Annotated in this window: 17 protein-coding genes, 7 tRNA genes and 1 other RNA gene; 7 read left to right on the top strand and 18 right to left on the bottom strand. The window is 31.8% G+C overall.

The window, feature by feature from the left end:
- Positions 1-196: 196 nt before the first annotated feature.
- The 12 genes from OXQ85_RS02685 to rpsU all read right to left on the bottom strand — a co-directional run bounded on the left by OXQ85_RS02685 (position 197) and on the right by rpsU (position 5126).
- The gene (locus OXQ85_RS02685; protein ID WP_267402191.1) at positions 197-1561 is read right to left on the bottom strand and encodes an ATP-binding protein; all 1365 of its coding nucleotides are present in this window, start codon (positions 1559-1561) and stop codon (positions 197-199) included.
- 4 nt (positions 1562-1565) lie between these two features.
- Positions 1566-2246 (bottom strand): response regulator transcription factor, encoded by a 681-nt coding sequence (locus OXQ85_RS02690; RefSeq protein WP_267402193.1) that lies wholly within the window; start codon positions 2244-2246, stop codon positions 1566-1568.
- A gap of 281 nt (positions 2247-2527) precedes the next feature.
- Positions 2528-2599, bottom strand: a tRNA-Thr gene (locus OXQ85_RS02695).
- Positions 2600-2640: 41 nt separating this feature from the next.
- A tRNA-Gly gene (locus tag OXQ85_RS02700) sits at positions 2641-2713 on the bottom strand.
- Positions 2714-2798: 85 nt separating this feature from the next.
- Positions 2799-2879 (bottom strand) — tRNA-Tyr (locus tag OXQ85_RS02705).
- Positions 2880-2900: 21 nt separating this feature from the next.
- Positions 2901-2974 (bottom strand) — tRNA-Thr (locus OXQ85_RS02710).
- Positions 2975-3063: 89 nt separating this feature from the next.
- A tRNA-Gly gene (locus OXQ85_RS02715) sits at positions 3064-3136 on the bottom strand.
- Positions 3137-3225: 89 nt separating this feature from the next.
- Positions 3226-3306 (bottom strand) — tRNA-Tyr (locus OXQ85_RS02720).
- Positions 3307-3327: 21 nt separating this feature from the next.
- A tRNA-Thr gene (locus tag OXQ85_RS02725) sits at positions 3328-3401 on the bottom strand.
- Between the two features lie 111 nt (positions 3402-3512).
- Positions 3513-3803: an HPF/RaiA family ribosome-associated protein gene (locus OXQ85_RS02730; protein WP_267402195.1), complete on the bottom strand. Its 291-nt coding sequence runs from the start codon at positions 3801-3803 to the stop codon at positions 3513-3515.
- Entirely contained in the window at positions 3800-4687 is an 888-nt protein-coding gene (locus OXQ85_RS02735) for a tyrosine-type recombinase/integrase (RefSeq protein WP_267402197.1), read from the bottom strand. The genes OXQ85_RS02730 and OXQ85_RS02735 overlap by 4 nt, the downstream gene beginning before the upstream one ends.
- A 241-nt stretch (positions 4688-4928) precedes the next feature.
- Positions 4929-5126: a 30S ribosomal protein S21 gene (rpsU, locus tag OXQ85_RS02740; RefSeq protein WP_039365233.1), complete on the bottom strand. Its 198-nt coding sequence runs from the start codon at positions 5124-5126 to the stop codon at positions 4929-4931.
- Between the two features lie 161 nt (positions 5127-5287).
- Here rpsU and OXQ85_RS02745 point away from each other — a divergent pair, with 161 nt between their 5' ends.
- From OXQ85_RS02745 to OXQ85_RS02755, 3 genes are all read left to right on the top strand, one after another.
- Positions 5288-9301, top strand: coding sequence for a T9SS type B sorting domain-containing protein (locus OXQ85_RS02745; protein WP_267402202.1), 4014 nt, complete (start codon positions 5288-5290; stop codon positions 9299-9301).
- Between the two features lie 147 nt (positions 9302-9448).
- Positions 9449-9850, top strand: a transfer-messenger RNA (tmRNA) gene (gene ssrA / locus OXQ85_RS02750).
- Positions 9851-10141: 291 nt separating this feature from the next.
- Positions 10142-11440 (top strand): hypothetical protein, encoded by a 1299-nt coding sequence (locus tag OXQ85_RS02755; protein ID WP_267402203.1) that lies wholly within the window; start codon positions 10142-10144, stop codon positions 11438-11440.
- Positions 11441-11471: 31 nt separating this feature from the next.
- Here OXQ85_RS02755 and OXQ85_RS02760 read toward each other — a convergent pair whose 3' ends face one another.
- From OXQ85_RS02760 to OXQ85_RS02780, 5 genes are all read right to left on the bottom strand, one after another.
- Positions 11472-11738 carry a helix-turn-helix domain-containing protein gene (locus OXQ85_RS02760; protein ID WP_267402204.1) on the bottom strand — a complete coding sequence of 89 codons (267 nt, stop codon included), beginning with the start codon at positions 11736-11738 and terminating at the stop codon, positions 11472-11474.
- A gap of 161 nt (positions 11739-11899) precedes the next feature.
- Entirely contained in the window at positions 11900-13624 is a 1725-nt protein-coding gene (locus OXQ85_RS02765; RefSeq protein WP_267402205.1) for a DNA methyltransferase, read from the bottom strand.
- An 81-nt stretch (positions 13625-13705) separates the two neighbouring features.
- Positions 13706-14779 carry a hypothetical protein gene (locus OXQ85_RS02770; RefSeq protein WP_267402207.1) on the bottom strand — a complete coding sequence of 358 codons (1074 nt, stop codon included), beginning with the start codon at positions 14777-14779 and terminating at the stop codon, positions 13706-13708.
- Between the two features lie 58 nt (positions 14780-14837).
- Entirely contained in the window at positions 14838-16400 is a 1563-nt protein-coding gene (locus tag OXQ85_RS02775) for a hypothetical protein (protein WP_267402209.1), read from the bottom strand.
- 116 nt (positions 16401-16516) lie between these two features.
- A complete protein-coding gene (locus tag OXQ85_RS02780) occupies positions 16517-17197 on the bottom strand; it encodes a hypothetical protein (protein ID WP_267402210.1) in 681 nt (226 codons plus the stop codon).
- A gap of 554 nt (positions 17198-17751) precedes the next feature.
- On the opposite strand from OXQ85_RS02780, the gene OXQ85_RS02785 reads away from it, so the two are divergent.
- The 4 genes from OXQ85_RS02785 to OXQ85_RS02800 all read left to right on the top strand — a co-directional run bounded on the left by OXQ85_RS02785 (position 17752) and on the right by OXQ85_RS02800 (position 21135).
- Complete coding sequence (locus OXQ85_RS02785) at positions 17752-18009, top strand: hypothetical protein (RefSeq protein WP_267402211.1); 258 nt, start codon at positions 17752-17754, stop codon at positions 18007-18009.
- A 648-nt stretch (positions 18010-18657) separates the two neighbouring features.
- Entirely contained in the window at positions 18658-19269 is a 612-nt protein-coding gene (locus OXQ85_RS02790; protein ID WP_267402212.1) for a recombinase family protein, read from the top strand.
- Between the two features lie 631 nt (positions 19270-19900).
- Positions 19901-20362 (top strand): hypothetical protein, encoded by a 462-nt coding sequence (locus OXQ85_RS02795; protein ID WP_267402213.1) that lies wholly within the window; start codon positions 19901-19903, stop codon positions 20360-20362.
- Positions 20363-20382: 20 nt separating this feature from the next.
- Positions 20383-21135 (top strand): hypothetical protein, encoded by a 753-nt coding sequence (locus OXQ85_RS02800; protein ID WP_267402214.1) that lies wholly within the window; start codon positions 20383-20385, stop codon positions 21133-21135.
- A 536-nt stretch (positions 21136-21671) separates the two neighbouring features.
- On the opposite strand, the gene OXQ85_RS02805 is transcribed toward OXQ85_RS02800, so the two are convergent.
- Positions 21672-23564, bottom strand: coding sequence for a DUF262 domain-containing HNH endonuclease family protein (locus tag OXQ85_RS02805; RefSeq protein ID WP_267402216.1), 1893 nt, complete (start codon positions 23562-23564; stop codon positions 21672-21674).
- Positions 23565-23670 lie beyond the last annotated feature (106 nt).

Consider the following 23670-nt stretch of genomic DNA (forward strand, 5'->3'; position numbering starts at 1 on the left):
ATTAAAATGCTCTTAAAGAATACTTAAAAAAAAATTAAATTTCTCGATAAATATTGATCTTTTGAATATTATTTTTTTGTTTAAAATAAATATCAAATCTCAATCTATTGAAATTTTTAAATGAAAATTAATGATCTGTTTAACAAAAAAACAGATTACAAAACTGAATGCAAAGGAAGGTTTGGAAATTAATTGTTTATTTATTGAAAATTACACTGAATTTATTCAACAAATCCGCAGGTGAAGTATACGTAATTTTTGCGCCGTGATATTCTAAAATTCTCTTCACAATTCTTAAGCCAAGCCCGGAACCTGAAATATTCTGAGAATTTTTTCCTCTTTTAAAAGCATCGAATAACTTTTCCTGTTCTTCTTCGGAGATGGTGCTGCCGTGAGAAATTACATCTACAATAAGATGTTCATTCGTTTCTTTAATTATTACATCTACTTCTGTATCGTCTGAGTAAATCGCGGCGTTTTTAAGCAAATTAATAAAAACAATATCCAAAAGAGACTGAACCCCTTTTAGCGTAAGAAGTGCATCTTCGGAAGTATCCTCAGAGATAAGAAAGCTCATTCTTAATTTAGGGTAGCTTTTTTCAACCGCTTCAAAAGATTCAAAAATCACTTCATCGATTCTTACTTCTTCATAAATGCTCTGAATATTTTCTTTATCGAATTTTGTCAAAAGTAAAAGTGAATTCGTAAGATCCGACAGTTGATACACATCTCGCTGAATTTGCTTTAAAGACGCTAATGTTTCGGGAGAATGCTGTTCAAATTTAATGAGATTTTCCAGCTGAAAAGCCATTCGGGTAATCGGAGTTCTAATTTCATGTGAGGCACTTGCCGTAAAATCTTTCTGAGATTGAAAAACATCGTCAAGCCTTGTAATCATCGTATTAAAAGACTGTGCCAAAACATTGATCTCGTCATTCGATTCTTGAACGGGAATTTTCGTTGTAAGCTTATGTGCCGTTACTTCTGAAATTTCCACATTAAGATCTTCCAGTGGCTTCAAAAACTGTCCCATTACATAATAGCTGAGAAACCCGATAAGAAGCGTGCTCATCACATAAGCTGTAATCAATAGATATTTAAGATAAGAAAGCTTCGAGTTTCCATTGGTATCATAGGCACTTGTGAGAATATAATAATTTTCTCCATTGATATTTCTAAGAGCCGCGTAAATTTCGGGAACCGTTTTTTCAGAATAGACTATTTTTTTTTCGTCTAATTCCTTTAGCAAAGAAGTGTCCCAGGTTACATTTCGATCTTTAATGGTGCTGTAAATTAATTCTTTTTCAGCATTAAAAATTAAAATGGTTTCATTTAAAAGAATGTTATCTGAATTTTCATTAAAAAAGATAGGCGCTTCTTCTTCAAAATCTTTCGACTTCGCAATGAAATGAGACGTAAATTCAAGCCTTTGTCTGAATCTTTCTTTAAATTCATCTTTTCTGAAATCGTTAAAAGACATATAAATCACCGCCATTACAATACCAAAAAGTAATGAAAAAGCAATGCTAAGCGTAAGTGCAATCCTTCTTTTTAAAGACATTCTTTTATAACGGACTTAAATAATACCCGAATCCGGAACGAGTGTGGATTAATTTCACTTTAAAATCTTTATCAATTTTCTTTCTCAGGAAATTAATATACACTTCTACTGTATTCGTATTCGTATTGAAATTATGTTCCCAAACGTGTTCTGTGATCTGCTGTTTAGAAACCGTTCTTCCTTGTGCTTCTGCCAAATAAACCAATAGCTGAAATTCTTTCAGAGTAAGATTGATTTCATTTCCTCCGCGATACACTTTCTGTTCGGTTTTATTCACAATTAAATCATCAACTCGTACAATATCCTGATCTGTTGTTTCGGATGGCGTTTTTCTTCTCAATAATGAATTAATGCGTAGTAATAATTCTTCAAACTGAAATGGTTTTACCAAATAATCATCTGCCAGTCTTGTAAAAGCATCTTTTTTATCCGAAAGATCTCCGTACGCAGAAATGATGATGATCGGCGTATTTTTATCGAAAGAACGAATGGTCTGGCAAACATCCAGTCCGTTTATTTTTGGTATGTTGATATCGAGCAGATACAAATCGTAAGTACTATTTTTAATCTGACGAAGAAATGTTTCTCCATCATAAATTTTATCGCAGGTAAAACTATTTGATTCTAAAAACTTGCAAAGCTCCGCAGAAAGAATCAAATCATCTTCCAATAAAAGAATATTCATCGAAAATTATTTTATACGAATGTAAAGAATTTTTTAGGATTTTGAAATGATAACTAAGCAGATAATTTTTTAATTGAAGGAATTAAGAAAGGGATTATTTAAACAATGGTTTAAAGAAAAAACAATTGGATAATAGAAAATTCTGAAAAGAAAATAAAATTTATCTCTTAAATTTTATTTTCTCTATTATAAATTAAACAACTTTATGAAACGGAAGTAACAGATATAAATTTGAAAAAGTGAGAAAATAAAAAATCCCGATTTATTCGGGATTTTTTAAGAGCCAACTACGGGACTTGAACCCGTGACCTCTTCCTTACCAAGGAAGCACTCTACCGCTGAGCTAAGTCGGCATTAAGCAAAAAAATCATACTGTATAGCATGATTTTTTTTGAGCGGAAGACGAGGGTCGAACTCGCGACATTCAGCTTGGAAGGCTGACGCTCTACCAACTGAGCTACTTCCGCAATTTTGTTTTCCAAAACTGTTGGTAAACGCTTTGCAAACTTAGGGAAAACCTTTTAGTTATGCAAGTTTTTTTAATATAAAATGTGGGGAGAGCAGGATTCGAACCTACGAAGCCGAAGCAACTGAGTTACAGTCAGTCCCATTTAGCCACTCTGGAATCTCCCCAAACATAGTATATTAAAATAGAGCTTCCAGAGGGATTCGAACCCACGACCCCGAGATTACAAATCACGTGCTCTGGCCAACTGAGCTATGGAAGCGTTTTAATATTTAGACTGAAAGCTTTTGAGAAAATTCTACTCTGAGCTTTTCAGTAGTTAAAAAAATACTTTTTCAAGTATTTTTATTGAGCGGAAGACGAGGGTCGAACTCGCGACATTCAGCTTGGAAGGCTGACGCTCTACCAACTGAGCTACTTCCGCAATTTTGTTTTCCAAAACTCTTGGTTAACGGTTTGCAAATCTAAGAAGAATTCTTGAAACCTGCAAGACTTTTTTAATAAAAAAAACTGTGGGGAGAGCAGGATTCGAACCTACGAAGCCGAAGCAACTGAGTTACAGTCAGTCCCATTTAGCCACTCTGGAATCTCCCCAGGTTTTTTATATTTAAAATGAGCTTCCAGAGGGATTCGAACCCACGACCCCGAGATTACAAATCACGTGCTCTGGCCAACTGAGCTATGGAAGCAATTAAATCAAAAAGAATTCAAAAGAACGCTGTTCCCTTTTTGCGAGTGCAAATATAGAACGGTTTTTTTGAATTCTCAAATTTTTTAATAACTTTTTTTAACTTTTTTTACTACGCCATTTCTTTTTTCTTGATTAATAGCTTTTTAGCAGTATCAACGCATAGGTCTAAACTTTCTTCAAAACTTGTCGTAGTCTTTTTTACTACTATATCATCTCCCGGAACCGCCAAAATAAGCTCGGCAGTTTTATTGGCTTTATCGGCATTATTTTCTACTTTTAAAAACACTTTACACTCGTGAATTTTATCATAAAACGTATCGAGTTTGCTTACTTTTTTGTCAATGTGTGATTCTAGTGGTTCGTGAGGAGTTAAACCAATTGATTGTACTGTGATCTTCATAATTCGTCATTTTTTGATGCTCTTGGATGAGCCTGATTAAACACTTTTTTCAATTGTTCGATATTAGCATTCGTATAGACTTGAGTACTTGCAAGGCTGGAATGACCTAATATTTTTTTTACTTTGGAGATCTCCGCCCCATTATCCAAAACGTGTGTAGCAAAGCTATGGCGCAGGATGTGAGGACTTCTTTTTTCTTTTGTTGTTATAATACTAAGGTACTTATTAACTACCACATAAACAAATTTTTCGGTGAGTTTTTTCCCTTTCTTATTTACAAAAAAATATGATTTATATTCTGTTTGCGGCTGGCGTATTTCTAAATAGCTTTTCAGCAAATTTGATAAATCTGCGGAAATGGGAATCATTCTTTGTTTATTTCCCTTCCCTATTATTTTTATTTCATTTTCGTCTATATTTACATTCTCAAACATCATACCACAAAGCTCTCCTTTTCGAATTCCTGTTTGGTAGAGAACCTCAACAATACATTTTTCCAGCACATCTGTGATTTGAGTAAAAACCTTTTCTTCAAGCACCTGCATCTCGTCTGTAGACATAGGAACTTGCCTTTCCGGATAAAATTTCAATGATGAAATACTTTCAGCGGGAGAAACTTTTATTTCACCAATTTTCAAAAGGAAGAGATAAAAACTGCGAAGTGATGATAATTTTCTATTAATACTTCTTTTAGAAATATTATTTTCACTGAGTTCAACAATAAAATTTCGGATGATTTTTTTTTCTGCTTTAGAAATATCTTCGGAAGATTCTGTTTTAAGATAGAAATGAGAAAAATCTTCAAGATCTTTTTTATAGCTTGTAATGGTGTGAGGAGAATACCTCTTTTCGAATTGTAAATATTCTAAAAATTTATCTAACATGTTATTTTTTTGAATATTATTTTGTGCTTGAATATTTTAACACAAAGAACACTAAGTTTTCTTTTTACTCCCATTTGGTTTTAAGACTCACAAAGGCGCTCTGCTTAACAAAGATCTCGGTGATTTGGTATTATGTAGTAAATTATCACTTTAAATATTATCAATGTATAAAAACAAAAATTCACTCTTCAAATATAAATATTTAAAGAGTGAACTTAGTATGTGTTTAAGAAAATTTTTCTTAAGCCTGTTCTTCTTTGCTAAGATTTCTTTGCTTGTGAGCAGCTTTTAATCTAGCTTGTCTTAAAGTTACAGAAGGCTTGATAAACGCTTGTCTAGCTCTTAATTGACGAACTGTACCCGTTTTATCAAATTTTCTTTTATATTTTTTTAATGCTCTGTCGATAGACTCTCCGTCTTTTACTGGAATTATTAACATATATTACATCTCATTTTGGATTGCAAAAATAAAACTTTTTTATTAAAACACAAAATTATTCTATGACAAATGCTAAAAAATTAAAAATGAGGATTTAAAATTGAATAAATTCTATACCAACCTATTCAATATTTTCATTACATTTGCGCAAAACACATGTAATGAAAAAGCAATATTTATTTATTGTTGCCATATTAGTATCACTATGCGGCAACCTTTTTTCACAAACCTATCAACTTTCAGGAAATCCTGTAAATGCTACCGGCTGGGGATTGGTTTCTTCCGCTAGCATCAACGGGGACTTTATTCAACTTACCCCCAATCAGAACAATACCTCAGGAGGTATTAAACTGAATGCGCCTATCAATCTTAAATACTGTAATAAATGGAAAGTAGAATTTGATTTCAGAATTGATGGTGCCGCAGATCCTACCTATGGAAAGGGTGACGGACTTGCCTTTTGGTATATTACGAATCCACCGACTTCGTACATTTCAGGAGGGGGCTTAGGAATTCCAAATAATGCAGAAGGCCTTATGATAGGCTTTGATACTTATAATAATTACACAGAGTCATTAATGAGTAAAGTTCATATACTATATGGCACAAATAATGTGAGCTCCAATATAGAAATGAATAATACGGCAGGAAGTACCTATCATTCTAATGATCTTTTATCTACCATTCCTTTTATTACCGGAAATTATCGTCATGTAGAAGTGAACGGAGAAATTGATCCTGCCAATGCAGCCAATTGGATTATTACGGTAAAAATAGATAACCATCAGATCGTAAGCCAATCTTTTCAGCCCTCTGGAGGAGCGGTAAATATGACACAGGGATATTTTGGTTTTTCAGCTTCAACAGGTGGTGCAACATCACGACATTCAATTAAAAATGCAAAAATTTATGTGGATAAAGTATCTCTTTTACAAAATACTATTACGGCAACAAAATGCGTAAATGCTTCTTCTAGCGCAACGGTAGACTTAACATCCTTTAATTCTCAATTGGTCAGCAATCCAGCCAATTATATCTTTACTTACTATATATTGGGAAGCTCAACACCTATAAGTAACCCCACTAATTTTCAATATTCAACAAATACAACAATAAAGGTCATCATAAAAGATCCTACTTCTACCCTATGTGACACTGAAGCTCAAATACAACTTAACACTACTACCCTTTCTCCTCCTACGATTACAAGTTCCTCAAATACTATCTGTTTTGGCGGAAACGTCACCTTAACATCAAGTCAAGCAACAGGAAACACTTGGTCTACAGGTGCTACAACGCCATCCATCACCGTGACAACGCCCGGAACGTATACAGTGACTAATACTAACGGTGGATGTACAAGTGCTCCGGCAAGCATCACGATTGCTGCAGAAAGTAATCCTAATGTTCAAATTACAGGAAATACCGTCTTATGTGAATCTCCTACTCAATTAACAGCCTCTGCTTCTGGAACAGGAAATACTTACACTTGGTCGAATGGATCTACGGGAAATACAATTTCAGTTTCAACACCGGGAACTTATACGGTAACCGTAAAAACGCCTTCGAATTGTGAATATCAAAAATCTATTACTGTAACCCAGGGAGTTGTTCCGGTGGTGCAAAATGCGAGCTTAAGTCAATGTTCGAATTCTTCGACCGCGGTATTTAACCTTACTTCTGCTCAAACTGCGATTAGCACAACAGCAGGAGTGACATTTGATTTTTATTTGAATCAAGCAGATGCGGTGGCGGGAAATTCAAACACAATTAATAATCCAACAACTTATACTTCTGGAAATACGACGATTTATGTAAGAGTAAAATCGGCGACATGTGCGAAAGTGGCGCAATTGCAATTAAACATTACCCAATCTGGAACGGTAAGCATTACAAGTTCTTCAAACACGATTTGTTTTGGCGGAAATGTAACGTTAACATCAAGCCAAGCCACAGGAAACACGTGGTCTAACGGAGCAACAACACAATCTATTACCGTGACATCGGCAGGAACTTATACATTAACGAATAATGGTGCAGGTTGCGCAACGGTTCCTGCAAGTATCACCATTACAGCGGAAAGCAATCCGAATGTACAAATTGCAGGAAATACGATATTATGTGATACCCCAACTCAATTAACAGCTTCTGCAGCCGGAACGGGAAATGTTTACACTTGGTCAAACGGTTCTACAGGAAATACAATCTCAGTTTCAACAGCGGGAACATATACAGTGACAGTGAAAACACCAGCAAACTGTGAATATCAAAAATCTATCACGGTAACGCAGGGCGTGGTTCCGGTGGTGCAAAATGCGAGCTTAAGTCAATGTTCAAATTCTTCGACGGCAGTATTTAACCTTACTTCCGCACAGCCTAGCATTAGTACGACTTCAGGCGTGACGTTTGATTTTTATTTGAATCAAGCAGATGCGATGGCGGGAAATTCAAACACAATTAATAACCTAACTGTATATACTTCTGGAAATGCAACGATTTATGTAAGAGTAAAATCGGCGACTTGTTCGAAAGTCGCGCAATTGCAATTAAATATTAATACAAATGCAGCTCCTACAATCACTGCTTCCGGGCCAGCCATCTGCAATGGTAATGGAGTAACTTTAACATCTAATGCATCAACAGGAAATGTATGGTCTACGGGAGCAACAACACAATCTATTACCGTTACGACTGCCGGAACCTACACTTTAACCAATAACAATGGTACATGTACAAGTAGTGCAGCGAGTTTCACGGTGGTAAACGGGGTTGACCCTAATCTTCAGATAACAGGAAATTTGACGTTCTGTGAAAATTCATCCACCATTCTCAATGCTACTGCCCAAGGAACCGGAAATACTTTTTCATGGTCGAACGGAACGACGGGCGCCACAGCAACCATAATATCTCTGGGAACGTATACAGTAACCGTAACAACGTCTTTAGGATGTCAATATCAAAAATCTGTAACGGTAACAATGGATCCTTTAATTGTTGTGAATATTGCCAGTCCGGCGCAAATTACATGTACAAATCCTCAAATTACGCTGGATGCAACCTCATCTATATATCAAACGGGAGCAACTTATTTATGGACAGCTTCAGGAGGCGGAAATATTGTTTCAGGAGCCAATACTTTAACTCCGACTGTAAATAACGGAGGAACTTATACTTTAAAAATCACAAGTGCAACACCCAACGGATGTGTAAAACAAGCGAGTGTAAATGTTGTGAAAAACATTTCCCCACCCACCATTATTCTTACAAGCTCTAAAATGACCATCTGCAAAGGAGAATCTGCAATCATTACAGCATCCGGAGCGGTAAGTTATGTTTGGGTAGGATTATCGGGCTCAGGAAACACACAGACTGTAACCCCATTAACGACCACAACCTATTTCGTAACAGGAACAGGAACAAACGGTTGTGTATCATCAGCTCCTACAACCATAACGATCAACGTTGTACCAGAAATCACATCCATTTTACAGGATACTGAAATTTGTGAAGGACACAAAGCCAATTTAGATGCAGGAACCGCTCTATCTGGGCCGAGTTATACTTATTCTTGGAGTACAGGAGAAACTACACAGGTTATTCACCCGACCGCGGCAGGAACCTATTCTGTGACTATTAGTAATGGTTTCTGTTCTAAAACTTTCAGTGCAAAAGTTTCATACACTATTGTTCCCGAAATTTTAGAAATTGTTTACAATAATAATTCTTTAACGATTAAAGCTAAAAATAACAGCCCTCTTCCATTAGAATATTCAATTGACAATGGAGTGATATGGCAAGCTTCAAATGTATTTACTAATGTTTTAAAAAACACTCAATATCCTATAAGAGTAAGAAACAGAGGTATTTTATGTGATGCTTATACAGAATACTACACTTTTGTTCTATCAAATGCGATCACGCCCAATGGAGATGGAATAAATGATGTGCTTGATTTAACTCCATTAAGCAAATACAAAAATTTTACAGGAAGTGTTTTTGACCGATACGGAAAGGAAATCTTCAAAGCGAGTGCTAAAAACACCATTTGGGACGGAAAATATGTAGGAAGAGAAGCCCCAACAGGCACTTATTGGTATAAATTATCATGGGAAGACCCTGTTACCAAAAAGACAATCATGCTAAACGGCTGGGTATTATTGAAAAACAGAGATTAACTATTAAAAGTGTCGAGATTATTTTCGGCACTTTTTTATTGATATGAATTGAATTAAGCTCTCAGAAATAATTAATATCAAAAAAGCGACCATCAATATTAATCATAATTTAAACAAAAGTCTTATCTTTGCATTCACTTTATTTATGGGGTTGACTGGTTTCGACAGCAAGGTCAATGGGTAAGTAAGCATGCAGAGAACCGTAGCGCGATCTCTTTAATCCCTTGCTACAAAATTTTAACTGGCAACGAAGAGTTCGCTCTTGCAGCTTAATATCGAAGTATAGTAGATCAAGCGTTTCCCCGAAGACTTTAGTAAGGGAGCAAGATATTCCACAAATGCTCTGTTCTGCGGCGTTTGATCCTGGGATATAGGAATGCGGAAATAAGGTTTTAGATGCTTTGGCTAAAACTCGAAAACCTTAGAAGATAAGCCGGAAGTTGGGTGTCTACTCTCTGCCTCCGGTCGAAAATCAATAGTAGAATAAGCATGTAGAAAGCTTATGTATTGCTTGTTTGGACGAGGGTTCGAATCCCTCCAACTCCACCGGAATGAAAGGTAATGAAACCTTTTAACAACTAAAAACCCTTTATATCAGCGATATAGAGGGTTTTTCATTTCTCATCTTCACTCATTGAATATCTTTAAATATCACTTCTGTGGTAGCAATAGTGGTGGCAACATATTTTGTAACCACCAAATTAATTTTTGAAATCATTTCTCATCAATTTCATTGTACAAAATATATAATATTTCATGTGTGTGGCTAGTGAAATATTTCTAAACTGCCGCCTTTTATCTCTACTTTACGCGCCTTATCTTAGCCTAAATCAAAACATTATGAGTACAAAATTATATTTAAGAAAAAACAATGGAAATGTAAAAATTAGTCTTCGATACAGACCAAATAGGCAAACAAATATTGTGGTTTCAACTCCATTTACTATTGAAGCTGAAAAGTGGGATTCTAAAAAGGAGATTTACAGTGAATCTTTTAAAAAGAAAAAACCAACTAATGAAATTGATAAAAAACAAAATACTTTTATTGATGAATTTAATTTTAAACTTAGTGAATTTAAGACCTCAATATATTGTTTTATATTAAGTAACAACTTTGATATTAGTAGTACAAAACTTAAAAATTTTATCAATCAAAATTTTGGAGGAAAAGAGAAAATTAAATCAATAAAAAAGGCGGTTTCATCAAATTTGATGTCTAAATTTATAGAGGAATATATTACCGAAAAAAGTGTCCATTCTTTAGGTAAACATAAGCCATTGACTTTAGCATCAATTAAAAAATTCCGGGTAATCAAAAATAAACTTGAAAAAATCAATTCAAAATTAACTATTCAAAATATCGATGATAATTTCCGGGATACTTTTACTCAATGGTGTATCACAAATAGATATTCAGAAACGACCATTGTAAAGGAGTTAAAAATCATCAAAACTTTTATCAAATTCGCCAAATCGAAAAAATATAAGGTTAACGATGATGTATTTAACTGGAGTTTTTACATAAATCCAAAAAAATACAAGCACCCTACTTTAAGTTTTTCTGAGTTACAGAAAATAGAATATATTGATTTGGACTCTGACTACTTGGATAACGCTAGAGATTGGTTGCTAATAGGATGTTATACCGGTCAGAGAGTCTCAGACCTTTTAAATTTTAATCATAAGGATATATTTGAAGAAGATTTTCTAAGTTTTACACAAAAGAAAACTAAAGAAAATATTACCATCTTTTTACCTCCAAAAGTAAAATCCATTTTACAGAAAAGAAATGGACAATTTCCTCGTAAAATTTCCGATCAAAGGTTTAATGATTATATTAAAACCGTATGTAAATCCGCCGAAATCACAGAAATAATGATTGGTGGAAAGTTAGTTAACAAACGGAAAGTCATTGGTGAATATAGCAAATGGGAATTGGTTACGTCACATATTTGTAGAAGGTCATTTGTAACGAATTTTAGACATATTTTGGGTGATGAAGGAGTCATGATTAACACCGGGCATAAATCTCAATCAATGGTCGATTTATATGATCAAAATACATCTATTGATAAGGCTAAGAAGATAAAGGATATTTTAATTAAGAAAATGGAATTATCAGAGGAGATGGAAAAATAAAAATGGAACTCAAATATTGAGTTCCACTTTATTAAAGTAATGGTAGTTCTGATCTTTTGAAATAAACTTTGTTCCCCAAATAATGACAGATGATCTTACCATCATTAACCCAACGATGGAGAGTAGACTGATGAATATGAAAATATTCACAAACTTCTTTTTTAGATAAAAGTTCATCCTTTTGATTGGAGTTGCTGTTTGTCAATTTCAAAATTTCTTTTAATTCTTTTAAAATGGATTCTTTTATTTCTTCTACCAATTCAGCGGAGGAAATTTGCTGTAATATTATATTATTCATATTTTATTTATTTTTAAAATAGTCTATTATTTAAGTAATTCCGTTTCTAATTTTAAACATGCATCATCCTGTTCACAAAGTCTGTGAATTAAAAAAGGTGATAAAATTTAGTTTAAATTGTAGGAAATGGTAAAGAAATTACCATTATCTATTAAAGATTTTTAGGCAGCTAGATCAGTCTGATCATTAGAAGAGAGAAAATCATTTTTTAAATTAATGTAATCTTCTTCATTGAATTGAGAGATACCTTTTTCAAGAACCTCCTTGATTTTTGGAATATTCTTATCGTAAAGTTCGCTCATAATTGCCCTGCGGTTTAACATTAATGCGGCACGACCAACGGACCCTGTGCCCGCAAATGGATCCCAAACCGTCCCGTCTTCTGGAAAAAAAGATAGCAGGAATGGAATTGGAAGCAAAGTTGGAAAAGAGCCGAAAAATCCAGTCTGTAAACCACTTTGCTGTGACCTTTCTTTTGAAATATTCAACTTTAAAATCTGTTCAATATCATTATCACAAAGAAAATTTCTCATTGTTTTATATTGGTTGGAAATATGATATGAAGTTTTTAGGTTGGAATCTTTGTTTCCCTGTTCTGAACATCCTTTTTTGACCGTAGCTGACTTGCGTGAATCATAAATTTTCAGCTGATTATAATAGTACTCCTTAGATTTGGAAAATATTAGTACAGATTCGTAACCGTTGGTGAATCTTTTGGTTTTATTTCCCTGTGGTTTATTATTTGATTTTTGCCAGATCACCTGGTCTATGAAGAAAAAGCCTTCTTTTTTCATCTCAAGGATTAGTAAAGGAACTACACCCACACAAACACCATCTTGATATGAGTCATGGAGATTAATAATGATAACACCGTCTTCAGTCATGTTTTCTGCACCAACTTTCATAACGTCAACTATGTTTCTTACAAATAGTTCCGGTTTCTTTTCTCTTCCAATTTCAAACTCACTATTCTTGGAATCTTTTTCAGAATATTCAATCTGATTATAATACGGTATTGACGTTAAAATACCATTTATAATAGTGCCTTTAGGAAATTTTGTATCAAGAGAATTTCCCGGTAATATCATATATTTTTCAGATGAAACCTCTTTAACAATGTTGATATCCGTTGTTCCAGTTTCTTTTTTATGGTTATACTGACGAACCAGAGATTCCGTTTTTCTTAAATCGTATTTTTTGTTTAAAAATCCGTCAATAACCTTTGCTTCCTTCTCCTTCTCCAAATCATAGTTATTTTTTTCGTCATCCAAAATATCCAAGACACATTTTACCCGATCAAAAGATACTTCGTTATCCAAAAGTTTATTGGAAAGATTAAGATTATTTTCAGGATTTTCTTTTTCAAAAACCAGTGATTTTTTGAAAGTAATCACATTGTTTCTTCCCCAACCTCTTCCGTACTGTTCCGAAATAAACTTATATTTTTCATTGTAAGTACTTTCATCAAGTTCTGATTCACTATCAACGACTCTTAAATAATGAGAAAGAAGTCTTTTTCTTTCTTCCACCGTCGGAACAGACTTTAAGTTAAATTCAATAATCCAGTCTTTAACTTCATCTCTAGAGTTGGGACAAATATCAAGAATAATGCAATCTACCTCGTTTAAATTTAAATCTTGTACCGCTAAAAATCGTAATACTCCATCGACGATAATATACTTATCTTCAAATTTAAAAACAACAATTGGATTGCAGTAACCGGATTTCTCTATCTGTTTTCTAAGATTTTGAATAAATTGTTTCTTTTCTTTTATGTCAAAAAGTTCATCCCATTCTTCCGGAATTTCAAGTTGAGATAATTGTAATTTTGTTACAACATTTAATAAGGGTAATACCGCGCTAGAATTTAATACTGATTTTCTCATAATAAATAATTTTTATTGTTTTAATTATGATGTAAAATTGAGAAAATCCAAAGCGCACTTTCCGATTCTGCGACGCTGCAATTACCGATCTATCCTAAAGCTTCGGAATTGTTTATGTAATTGAATATTGTTATCTAACGACGATATTTTGTACGAATAAAGGTCTTGTTCTTCTACTGATGATTTAATTTTAAACAATGATGAAAGAACATCACTCTTGCAATGTTCAACGATGACATCGTTTGACCTGTTATGGTTGCATCTTAAATTTTTTAAGTGACTATTATAATTAGCATCTGTCATATCATGGTCTAATAATGAAGCTAATTCTAAAAACTTCTCCTTAACTCTATCATCCTTCATGAGTTTACCGGTTAACGGAATATCATGATTTATAAGATGGAAAAAATAATTGACTTTTGAGATCTTACTTTTTTTAAAATCAACTACATTGTCTCCAATCTTCATATTCAGCTCATCATCAAAAGTTACGGTTATCTGCTCTTTCGTTGGAGAGTGATTACTACTATACCGGAGCTTATTACTTATTCCGGTCAGTAAATTTTCAATATGTTCAATATACCTGAAATCATTTAGCCTAATTGCATTGTCCTTACAGTTCTGACATATGTAACCCGATCTAATTTTCCCTTTAGTTTCTTGAATATCTGCACAATAATCATTGATACAAATTTCAGTTTCCTGATGTACATTTTCCAACTGTTTCTGAGAGTTGAGTTCCATATGGGAGATTGCTTGAAAAATATTTTCAACGATCTGATGTGCAACTGCCAAATAAATATTACCATTGGTTATTGAATTCCATCTTGAAGAACAATTGACAGCGATGTTTCTATGAATAAATACACTATTCCAATCTTTTTCTTTTGGAAAGTTGTGGACCGGAATATTCAATCCTTTATTCGTAACCATCACCACGTAATCAGTAATGTTGAATTTATCTCTCACTTCATTACATAAACTAATTATTTGAGATTGACTTATTCGTTTAACATCTTCAAATCTATACTTTATATCCCTTTCAACATCAATACTCTTAAAATTAATAATACCTTTTATTGGGCTAAATAAATTGATCACATTTTTGATGTGTATTTCGGAACCGTTATCTAATCCGAATAATAAAACCTCCATCTTATTTTTTTCGAAAATTAGAAACAAAAAAAGGTTCTCGCAAGAACCCTTCTCTACTTTATCTTTTGTTAAATTTTTCTTTTCTTCTTTTAGAAATAACTTTTTTATATGATTTATTCAACATTTCTAAAGCCGTCTTTTCAATTGTTTTAAAAGGATCTTCACGTTCTTTTATTGATAATCCAATTTGTTTTCCGGTACTTTCACTTATTACTGCTGAAAGAATGTTTCTCACCGTTTCTGCCATTTCTTCTTCAACAGCAACAGAATCATGAACCGTGAAAAAGTTTAGGTTGGGAATTTCTTCCAATAATTTCTTAATTCCAATATCCAACAAAAGAGTTGATTCAAACCTTTGAAGAAGGATAGCAAGGCAACCTTTACAGTTATCTAATCCATTAATCAATTCGATAACCTGACCTACGTTTGGGAAGATTTCATTCATTTTTCTAATGAACGTATTGTTCTCCCGGTACTTTTTTAAGTTAAGATAACTCATTACGTTTCTCTTTATATACTCCCTTGTTTTTTCTCCATTAAATAAGATGTTGTTTAAATACTGATACAAATTATTATCAAACGGTAGATCGTTGAATTGTTCAACATCTTTCTGATTTAGAAAAGTGCCGCACATATAGGGTATATATGATTTATTTTTATATTTAAATTTATTTTTAATTTGTTCTTTTAAATAATATTTTGATTTATAAAATTCTGATTTTATTATTTTATAAATTTTTTTATCTATTTTTATTAATGAATTTTTATTTCTATTAATATAGAATGATGGGTTTAGAATATTTGATAATAAGTATAAATGACTATTACTGATATCTATCTCATTAATTTTTTTTCCATTAATCCTAAGAAATTGTCTTATTTCCTTTTTACAAGAGGTTAATGTTGAGTAAAGTCTTAAATTACTATTATTTAGAGTTGGATCAAATTCTCCGTTTTTAATTTGATTAACACTTCTTTTCATTGCTAGAATTTTATCTTCAACACTTTTCTTAAGATTTTGATAATAGATTTTATTTTCCTTCTTTTTAAGTTTTAATTCTAAAAAATTTTCCATTTTCTCTATGTACAGGTCAACAGAACTATCAATGGTGATAATTTCACTTTTTAATTGTGGGAATAAATGTTGAAATTGAGAATTATCTTTTAATTTGGATTCAGTTTTATTCGTACCGGTGACAGACTCCATCATTTTTAAATAATTATCTCCAACTCTGGAGTTCATCGTAATTTTTTCAGCTTTGCAGAACAGGAAAAAATCATTTTTAAGTTTGTAGGATTTTGAATACTTCCCAACTTTATAACTTCTACTTTCTATTACCGGATAATCGGAATGTTCTAAGAGGGCAACAGTTTTTGTTAAAAAATTTCTGGTAATTTCATTAAAGTCTGTACTCTTTATTTTCTTGTGAAAACCATTATTCTTAGTATAAGTCATATAATTGGAAGACGGATACAGATAGTGAAGAAATAGTAATATTGAATCTTTTAATTTGGATTTATCCCCTTTACTTAGGTCAGGATTAGTAGTAATTTTGTCCCAAAGTTTTTCGTAATTAATATTGTTTGGGATGGTGAGACTTACATCTGAGAATTTGCTCATTAAGTATTTGATATTATTCTTTTATACCGATATTTCAGGTATACATAATATAAGAAATTTTTATGACTTTTCCAAATAAGAGGCAATAAGAAGTGTTGCTGAAATCAGCCGTAAATCTAGCTAGATGAACATTTAAAGTAACTTTCAAAAACCTCTTTTACATCAGAGTCTATAAGAAGATTGTTCTTTTTCATTAGCAAGAAAAAATTGTAAACAGTACTAAATGGTAATTTATGATGTGTTCGTATAAATTCTAAAAGTTTATTATCGGAAGTATCCCAACAATCAAGATTTTCCAAAATGCTTTTAAAATTTCGGTAGTTTGTTTTTTCACTTTTAGTATGATCTCCCAACATTTCAGATAGGATTTTTTTTGTATAAGTTGATTTAAAATATTGCTCGAACTGTTCAGCAATAATACCTTCAACAAAAACAAAGTTTCTGACAATTTCAGAATATTCTCTTGAACTAAATTCCCGTTGGTTGGGGAAATTTAGATCAAAATAAATAAACCATTTATTGAGTGTTTTGTCTGTTATTCCAAATTCATCCTGAATAGTTTTTTTTTGAACATTCTTCAAATGAATAGTTTTTTTCTTTCTGTGAATTCTTTTAATAAAATTGAAGAATGACAAAACTTTATATTCATTTTTAGATTTAGGAAAAATGATGTTCAGATTGTTTAATAACGATGTATAATTTACTAAGAAATCAGTTGCGTACTGGCTAGAAGTATGCTGAATTATAAATTTAAAAATTTGTGTTAAATCTTCGAATAATTCTTCATCATCAACCAATAATTTTAGTTTATTTAATTCCTTTTTATTAAGAGATGCTAGGAACTCGAAAACAATTTTGCTTTCATTGTTTCTTTTAAAAGATTTTATCAGGTCGGTAATCTGAAGAGAAGTATTAGAATTATCCATAAAGAAAATTGCTACCACTAAGGTAGCAATTCGGATTTAATTTCCAGCGTATTCCTCGTTGTTGGGATTCAGCTGATTTGCGTGGTTGTCCATAGCGTCTTGATACGCATCACTGGTAGGGTTGCAGATATCTGCTTCATGGTTTCTTGGCATAATTTCCAAATTTAAGGGTTAATAAAATCACTAATTATATCAGATTCCGGTTCTATGTAAAAGGAATCTGTAAGTTCTTCTCTGATATCAGTGTTCATCTTTTTCTTTTTGTAAAGGTATTAGATCAAAATGACCAACATTGAGAATTAATCCGAGTTAATAATCTTTTCTAAAAAAATATGATTGATAATTGAAGAGACTTTGAACGTTATCTGTAAGGAAGTGTTTTGATTTTAATAATATTTTATCTTTAATAAAAATTTTATCTCATTATGAAAAAATCACTTGCTTATATAATAATATTAGTTGTTGGTGTTGTGATAGGAAATTTTTTAACGGAACTTAAATATTCTTATCATCACAAATCACTCAAAAAAAATTCTGACGATATACTATCATTGCTACATAATACAAAGACGAAGAGTAATAGCGATAGTATATCCTGTAATCAAACTATTGAAAAGTTATCTGTAATTATCTATGATCTTCAAGAGGAAAATTCTAGATTAAAAAAATCACATAATCATTAAAAGTCCATTTTCCAGACAAAAAATGAAAAAAATTTTTATTTTTATTTTGGGAGCCTATTTTTTTAAACAAGTTTTTTCCGGTTTAAATTTAAATCTTCCAAAGTCAGATTTCTTAGGCAAAAACTGGAAAATTTTATTTTTTAAAAATGGGTATTATTATAATCTCAAACTAATAAACCTAAGACTACTTGTACACATTCGAGCTTGGTTTTTCAAGGTTCTATACACCCACGGGGGCAAGGGGGGATTTGATACCCCGGGCTCCCAGTGGCTATGGTAAATTTGATATATACTGAAAAAAGAAATATTTTGCCCAAACGAGCAAAGTAAATTCAACATCCAGAGATCAATTGGTTCCAGGCGCAATTCCAGCTCCAGATTTCTACAAGACCTGCGCTAAAGATTATTTTGCTATTAACTTTACTGCATTGACCGAGGATCTTGAGAGCTAAATTTTATTTTGCTCTCCAACTATAAAAGCCAGACTCCATTCCTGATCAACAGCATGTGATTATTATTTTGCATATTTCTGCGGTCTTATAATTTAATATAAAAAGGAAATCCATTTAAAACGCTAAATAGTGCTAAAAGCGTAGGCAGAACGTCGATTTCGCCGTAAATTTAATCTGAAATTAAAATTACAACAAAATGAGGGTTAAATATAATAGAGTTTCTACTTTAGGTCAGACAGGAAATCGTTTTGAAGCAGATACTGATAAATATGATCTGGTATTATTAGACAAAGTTTCAGGTACAGTAAATTTTAGAGACCGTGAGAAGGGTCGAGTGTTAATTGATTTAGTGGAGGATGGGGTGGTTAAAGTTATAGTATGCGAGGAAATTTCCCGTCTAGGTCGTAATACAAGAAACGTACTTGAGACTCTCGAGTTCTTTGAAGAGCATGGGATTAATGTGGTGGTAAAAAACATGGGACTACAATCCCGGCCTAATGGAGAGAAAAACCCTATATGGAAAGTAATTATTACTATAATCTCGAGTTTGTATGAACAGGAACTGAATAACCTAAAAGAGCGGATCGCCGCCGGAAAAATGATTGCTCGTCAGAGAAATGTGATTTTTGGGAGACCTAATGGATCTAATGAAAGTGATGCAAACTTTCTAAATAAACCAAAAAATAAGAAGGCATTGGAATATCTCAAGAAAGGAAGAACTTTGAGAGAGATTGGAAAACTTCTTGAAATGTCCACCAAAACAGTGCAAAAAGTAAAAAAAGTTTCTGTTAAACTCGATATGATGTAAATGTAACTAAGGGTAAATCCAATGGATTACCCTTAAATTTTGAATTTTTTTAAAAGAACTAGCACTTGCTTGTTAATAGGTACGGTATTTTTGAGTGCAAAATAATATTGGTTTTCGTAATACATTCGACATAATCACCATTACACGTCATCAGATAAAGATTTCTAATTTTCCGGTTTAAATTTAAACCTTCTATAATTTACGGCAAAAATGTACCTTAAAGGTACAGAAAAGTACACATAAAGCCTTAATAATTAAACATAAAGTACACTTTTCAACCAATTAATTTTGAGTTTTATCAGTTCTACTACAATATTTACGTAAATAAATTTTCACTTTTATGATATACTAATTATATTTGCTGTTGATAGGATTAAATAATCCTATTGATACATTTCGAACACATAGAACGCTTGTCTAACGACATTCCTCAGGTAAATCTGGTACATTTAATTAGGGGGAATATGTTAGCAACTCTCATGTCATATCTATATGGCGTGGGGGTCTGCTACTTATTTGACCCTAACGGTTTACCAGAACCTACCTGATAGAATAAGTTTAGTAGTCCTCACGCTTTCTTTATTTAATTAACAACTCTTTTTCGGGACTGAAAGGAAATAAAACTTTAATTATGAAAAAAGTTTATTTATCTCTATTAACTGTAATCTTATTAGGTTCATGTTCAAACAATGATTCTGAAACCACAGAAGAAAACAAAAATCAATCACAACAATTTGTCGGTAAATGGCACCGCTACAAAACGGTAATTCTCAACGGTAAAACCGACACTCCCCTAAGTTCTTACGATCATGCTAAATGTGAAATAGAAGCAATACATGAGTTTACAACAAACAGTAAATACTTGTTGACAAATTATGTTTTAAATTCTTCCACTCAACAATGTCAACAAATAGGAAGTATAGAAACATATCCATATTCATATACGACCGCTACTAATATTTTAGATATAGATGGTGAACGTTATTATATTAAGCATGTTGACTCAAAAGAGTTAATTCTTCAAGATTATGATTACTATGATCAAAATGGAGATGGTACAAAAGAAAAGAGATTGAATTATTATAAGAAATAATTAAGAAAAATAACCAAACCATGAGTTACATTAATTATCTCAAAAATTTCGATTTTAATATTCTTTATAAGACATCTTTTCTTCTACCTTTTATGGGTATAATAGTTGTCCTAAAAATTTTATCAGTTTTACTTTTTTCAATTGGAAAATCTGAAGATGATGAGAATAAGGTTACGGTATTTTCAAATATATTTTTTTATCTAATCATATCTTTCTCTATCATTACAATCTATGACCTTGAAGATCGAAAAGGTATTCAAAACTTTCGATTTTCCAATCTTGGAAAATTAGATGATGATAAAGCTTCATTTATAGAAAATAAAGCTGAAGAAAATAATAATTTCGAAAATAATTTTTCAACCGATTCCACTTCTAATAGTGAGACATCAAATATTCCAACTCAAGAAGAACTTTTAAGGTTGGAGAAAGATCCAGAATATCTTCAAACGTTTGAACAGTTAGTAAACGATCTTAAAAACATAAAAGACCTGAGTGAAGTTACCTCTTTTGAAGTTTGTGGACATGAAGATGGAAAATGTAAATGGTGCGGAAATATTTTTTCTCAAGAAAAATTACTTAAACCTACCTATTTGGCTATGGGCGAAGTTTTGGGTTTTAGAATGACAATCATGGAAAGTGGATGGAATACACCGGAAATTTATCATTACATAAAAGACTATCATAAAGGTATCAAGTTTCAATGTATTACCGAAAAGAAAGAATTCTGTTCGTTAAAATGTGAAAAAGAATTTAAAAATAACAGAGGCTATTAAAAATAATCTTATGAAAACATTATCACTCGTCGGAATCTTAGTAAGTATCTTAGGTATAATCCTATGTTTTGGAATTATTGACAATTATGTTGAATACGGTAGTAAACTTATTGAGCATTTAAATTTAAACCACAAAGAAATAAAACAAGAAATTTTCTCAATGACCCCTATATTAGATTCCGGCAGAATCATCTGTTTTGCGCTAATGGGACTTTTTATATTCCACCTATTTATATGTATTAAAGTTTACCGTTTCGAAACTTCCTAAGATATATATTCCTAAAAATATTAATACAAATCAAAAACCTGAAATTATTTCAGGTTTTTATTGTTTAACCGAATTTATTTCTTGGCAGCCCAATTTCATATTCCTGAGGATATGGAGTCGCTAACCTGTAAGTCTCCTTTGGATAGACTTATACCCTCAATTTTTTTGCAAACTACCTAATAATATTTTTGAATGATAATTTTTTCCATTAAGATTTTGTTTCAAAAATAGATTCTTTTTACCAAAACCTAATAGTTGAAGTTCAATATTATAATTGTGCAGAATCATCCACGTCTTCATCTACTTCATCGGTGATATCCGGTTCTTCTTCATATGGATTCGGATAATTATTACAAAAAATAATATTAGTCTGCCATCTTAATTTTAAAAAATCTAAAAGATCTTTTTCTCTCTTTTTTACAGATTTTATTGTCCACTGATTAAATTTAGTTGCAACTTCGATTTCTGAGTATGAACCATTTTTATATTGTATTCTTTTTGTCTTATAATCTGAATTTCTTAAACTAGAGTTTTTATCAGAAGTTATAAGTAATAAATTACCTAAAGAGTGTAAGTTTTTTTTTATCTCTACTTTTCCTTTTACTTCAGCTAACTCTTTTTTCCAATGTTGTTTATAATCTTGAGGTATGATATGTTCAATACTCTTAGACTTTTTACTTGCAAAATCGAAATCTAGTTTAGCGTCCTGTCTATTTCTTAAGTTTTCTTCATATTCATAAAGAAAATATTGTAGTCCATTCCAAGAATAATATCCTTCTTTCTTAGAAGAATCAAAAAGTTCTTTAGTTTCATAATCAAATCTATCCCAATCTCCATGGTTGTCAATATACCAAGCCATATAAAATTTTGCATGGGCAAGTATAACATTATCAGTATTGTTCAGATGCCAATAGTTACAACTTCTATATATGTCTGCTTTTCCTGTATCAGAACGTTTACGATTCATTGAAAATAATCTGAAACTGAAAATCTCGCATAGATTAACCAGTTCAAGTAGGTCATGAGGTTTTGATTTCATTATTCCAATGAAACTTAATAACAATGGTCTTACAGTACTATTACTTAATCTATTCAGTTTCTGAAAAGCAATCTGAATTTGGCTTCTTAATCCCATATCATCGATCTCAATAAATGCATTACTTTCGGATGGATAATTAATAAATCTCCAATGTAATGAAGTAACAGCTAACGAGTTGACATATTTATTAATCTCATCCAACATTTTACTTGGATCTTTTACCATTTGTTCAATTGTAAAGTGCTTATTTAGTAATAAATCTTTAGTCTGATTGTCCTTAGTCCAACCTCTATAAATTATCCAATGATTACTTAAAAAAGTATCTTCATTTAATGTATTATCGGGTAAGGTTAAATTTCTTAGTATAGTGGACCATTTACTATTAATATTATCTATTGTATTTTTAGTTCTATGCTTATCATCCTTAAGATTAATTTTGGAAGTTAAATAAAGTAATCTATTTTTTACAATTTCAAGATCAGATAATCCAACACCTCTATTGTTCATCGTTTCAAAGACAACTCCAATATCAGATGTTGTTTTAACAATATATTCATTAAATTGTAATTTGTTTTCAATTGCTGATAAAAAGTCCAGTTCTTTTCCTTTTACTGAGTCTTGCTGAAAATAATCCTTAATATCTTTTTTCGCTCTTTTTAGATTGCGAGTATATAGGCTCTCATCCAGTGATGATAAATTTTGATGCTCTAAAATGATAGATCTGAAATAATTTTCACTTACTTTATCAATCTCATACCTAAATAAATAAGTTCCTTTATTGATGATATAAGTATTTTCTTTTTCTTTTACTTCATCAAGATATTCTGTATTATCTTGTAAGGCTTTTAGTAAATAACTTAAAATTAATGTTATTGTTGTGAATCGTTGCTGTCCATCTACCAAATTATAAATAGTATAAGATGACAGACCGATTCTTTCTTCTTTATCTTGTTTATCAATAGTAATCGTTCCGGTGTAATGGTCTGAATCCAGTTGAATAGCATGCTTAATATCGTTAAGTAAATCGTAGATTTCTTTTTGAGACCAACTATATCCTCTTTGATATGGAGGTACTATATAGATTCTTTTATTGTAGAAGTGGTTAATTGGTTTTAATTCCATAGTTTTATTATTTGGATAAAATGAATATCAAGATATATAAGTTTAATTTAAATTTGATTAAATATTTGATATAAGTCTTAGATGATTGGCTTACAAGGCTTACAAA

It is taken from the genome of Chryseobacterium sp. GM_Chr_2, assembly GCF_026540445.1.
Classification (GTDB): domain Bacteria; phylum Bacteroidota; class Bacteroidia; order Flavobacteriales; family Weeksellaceae; genus Chryseobacterium.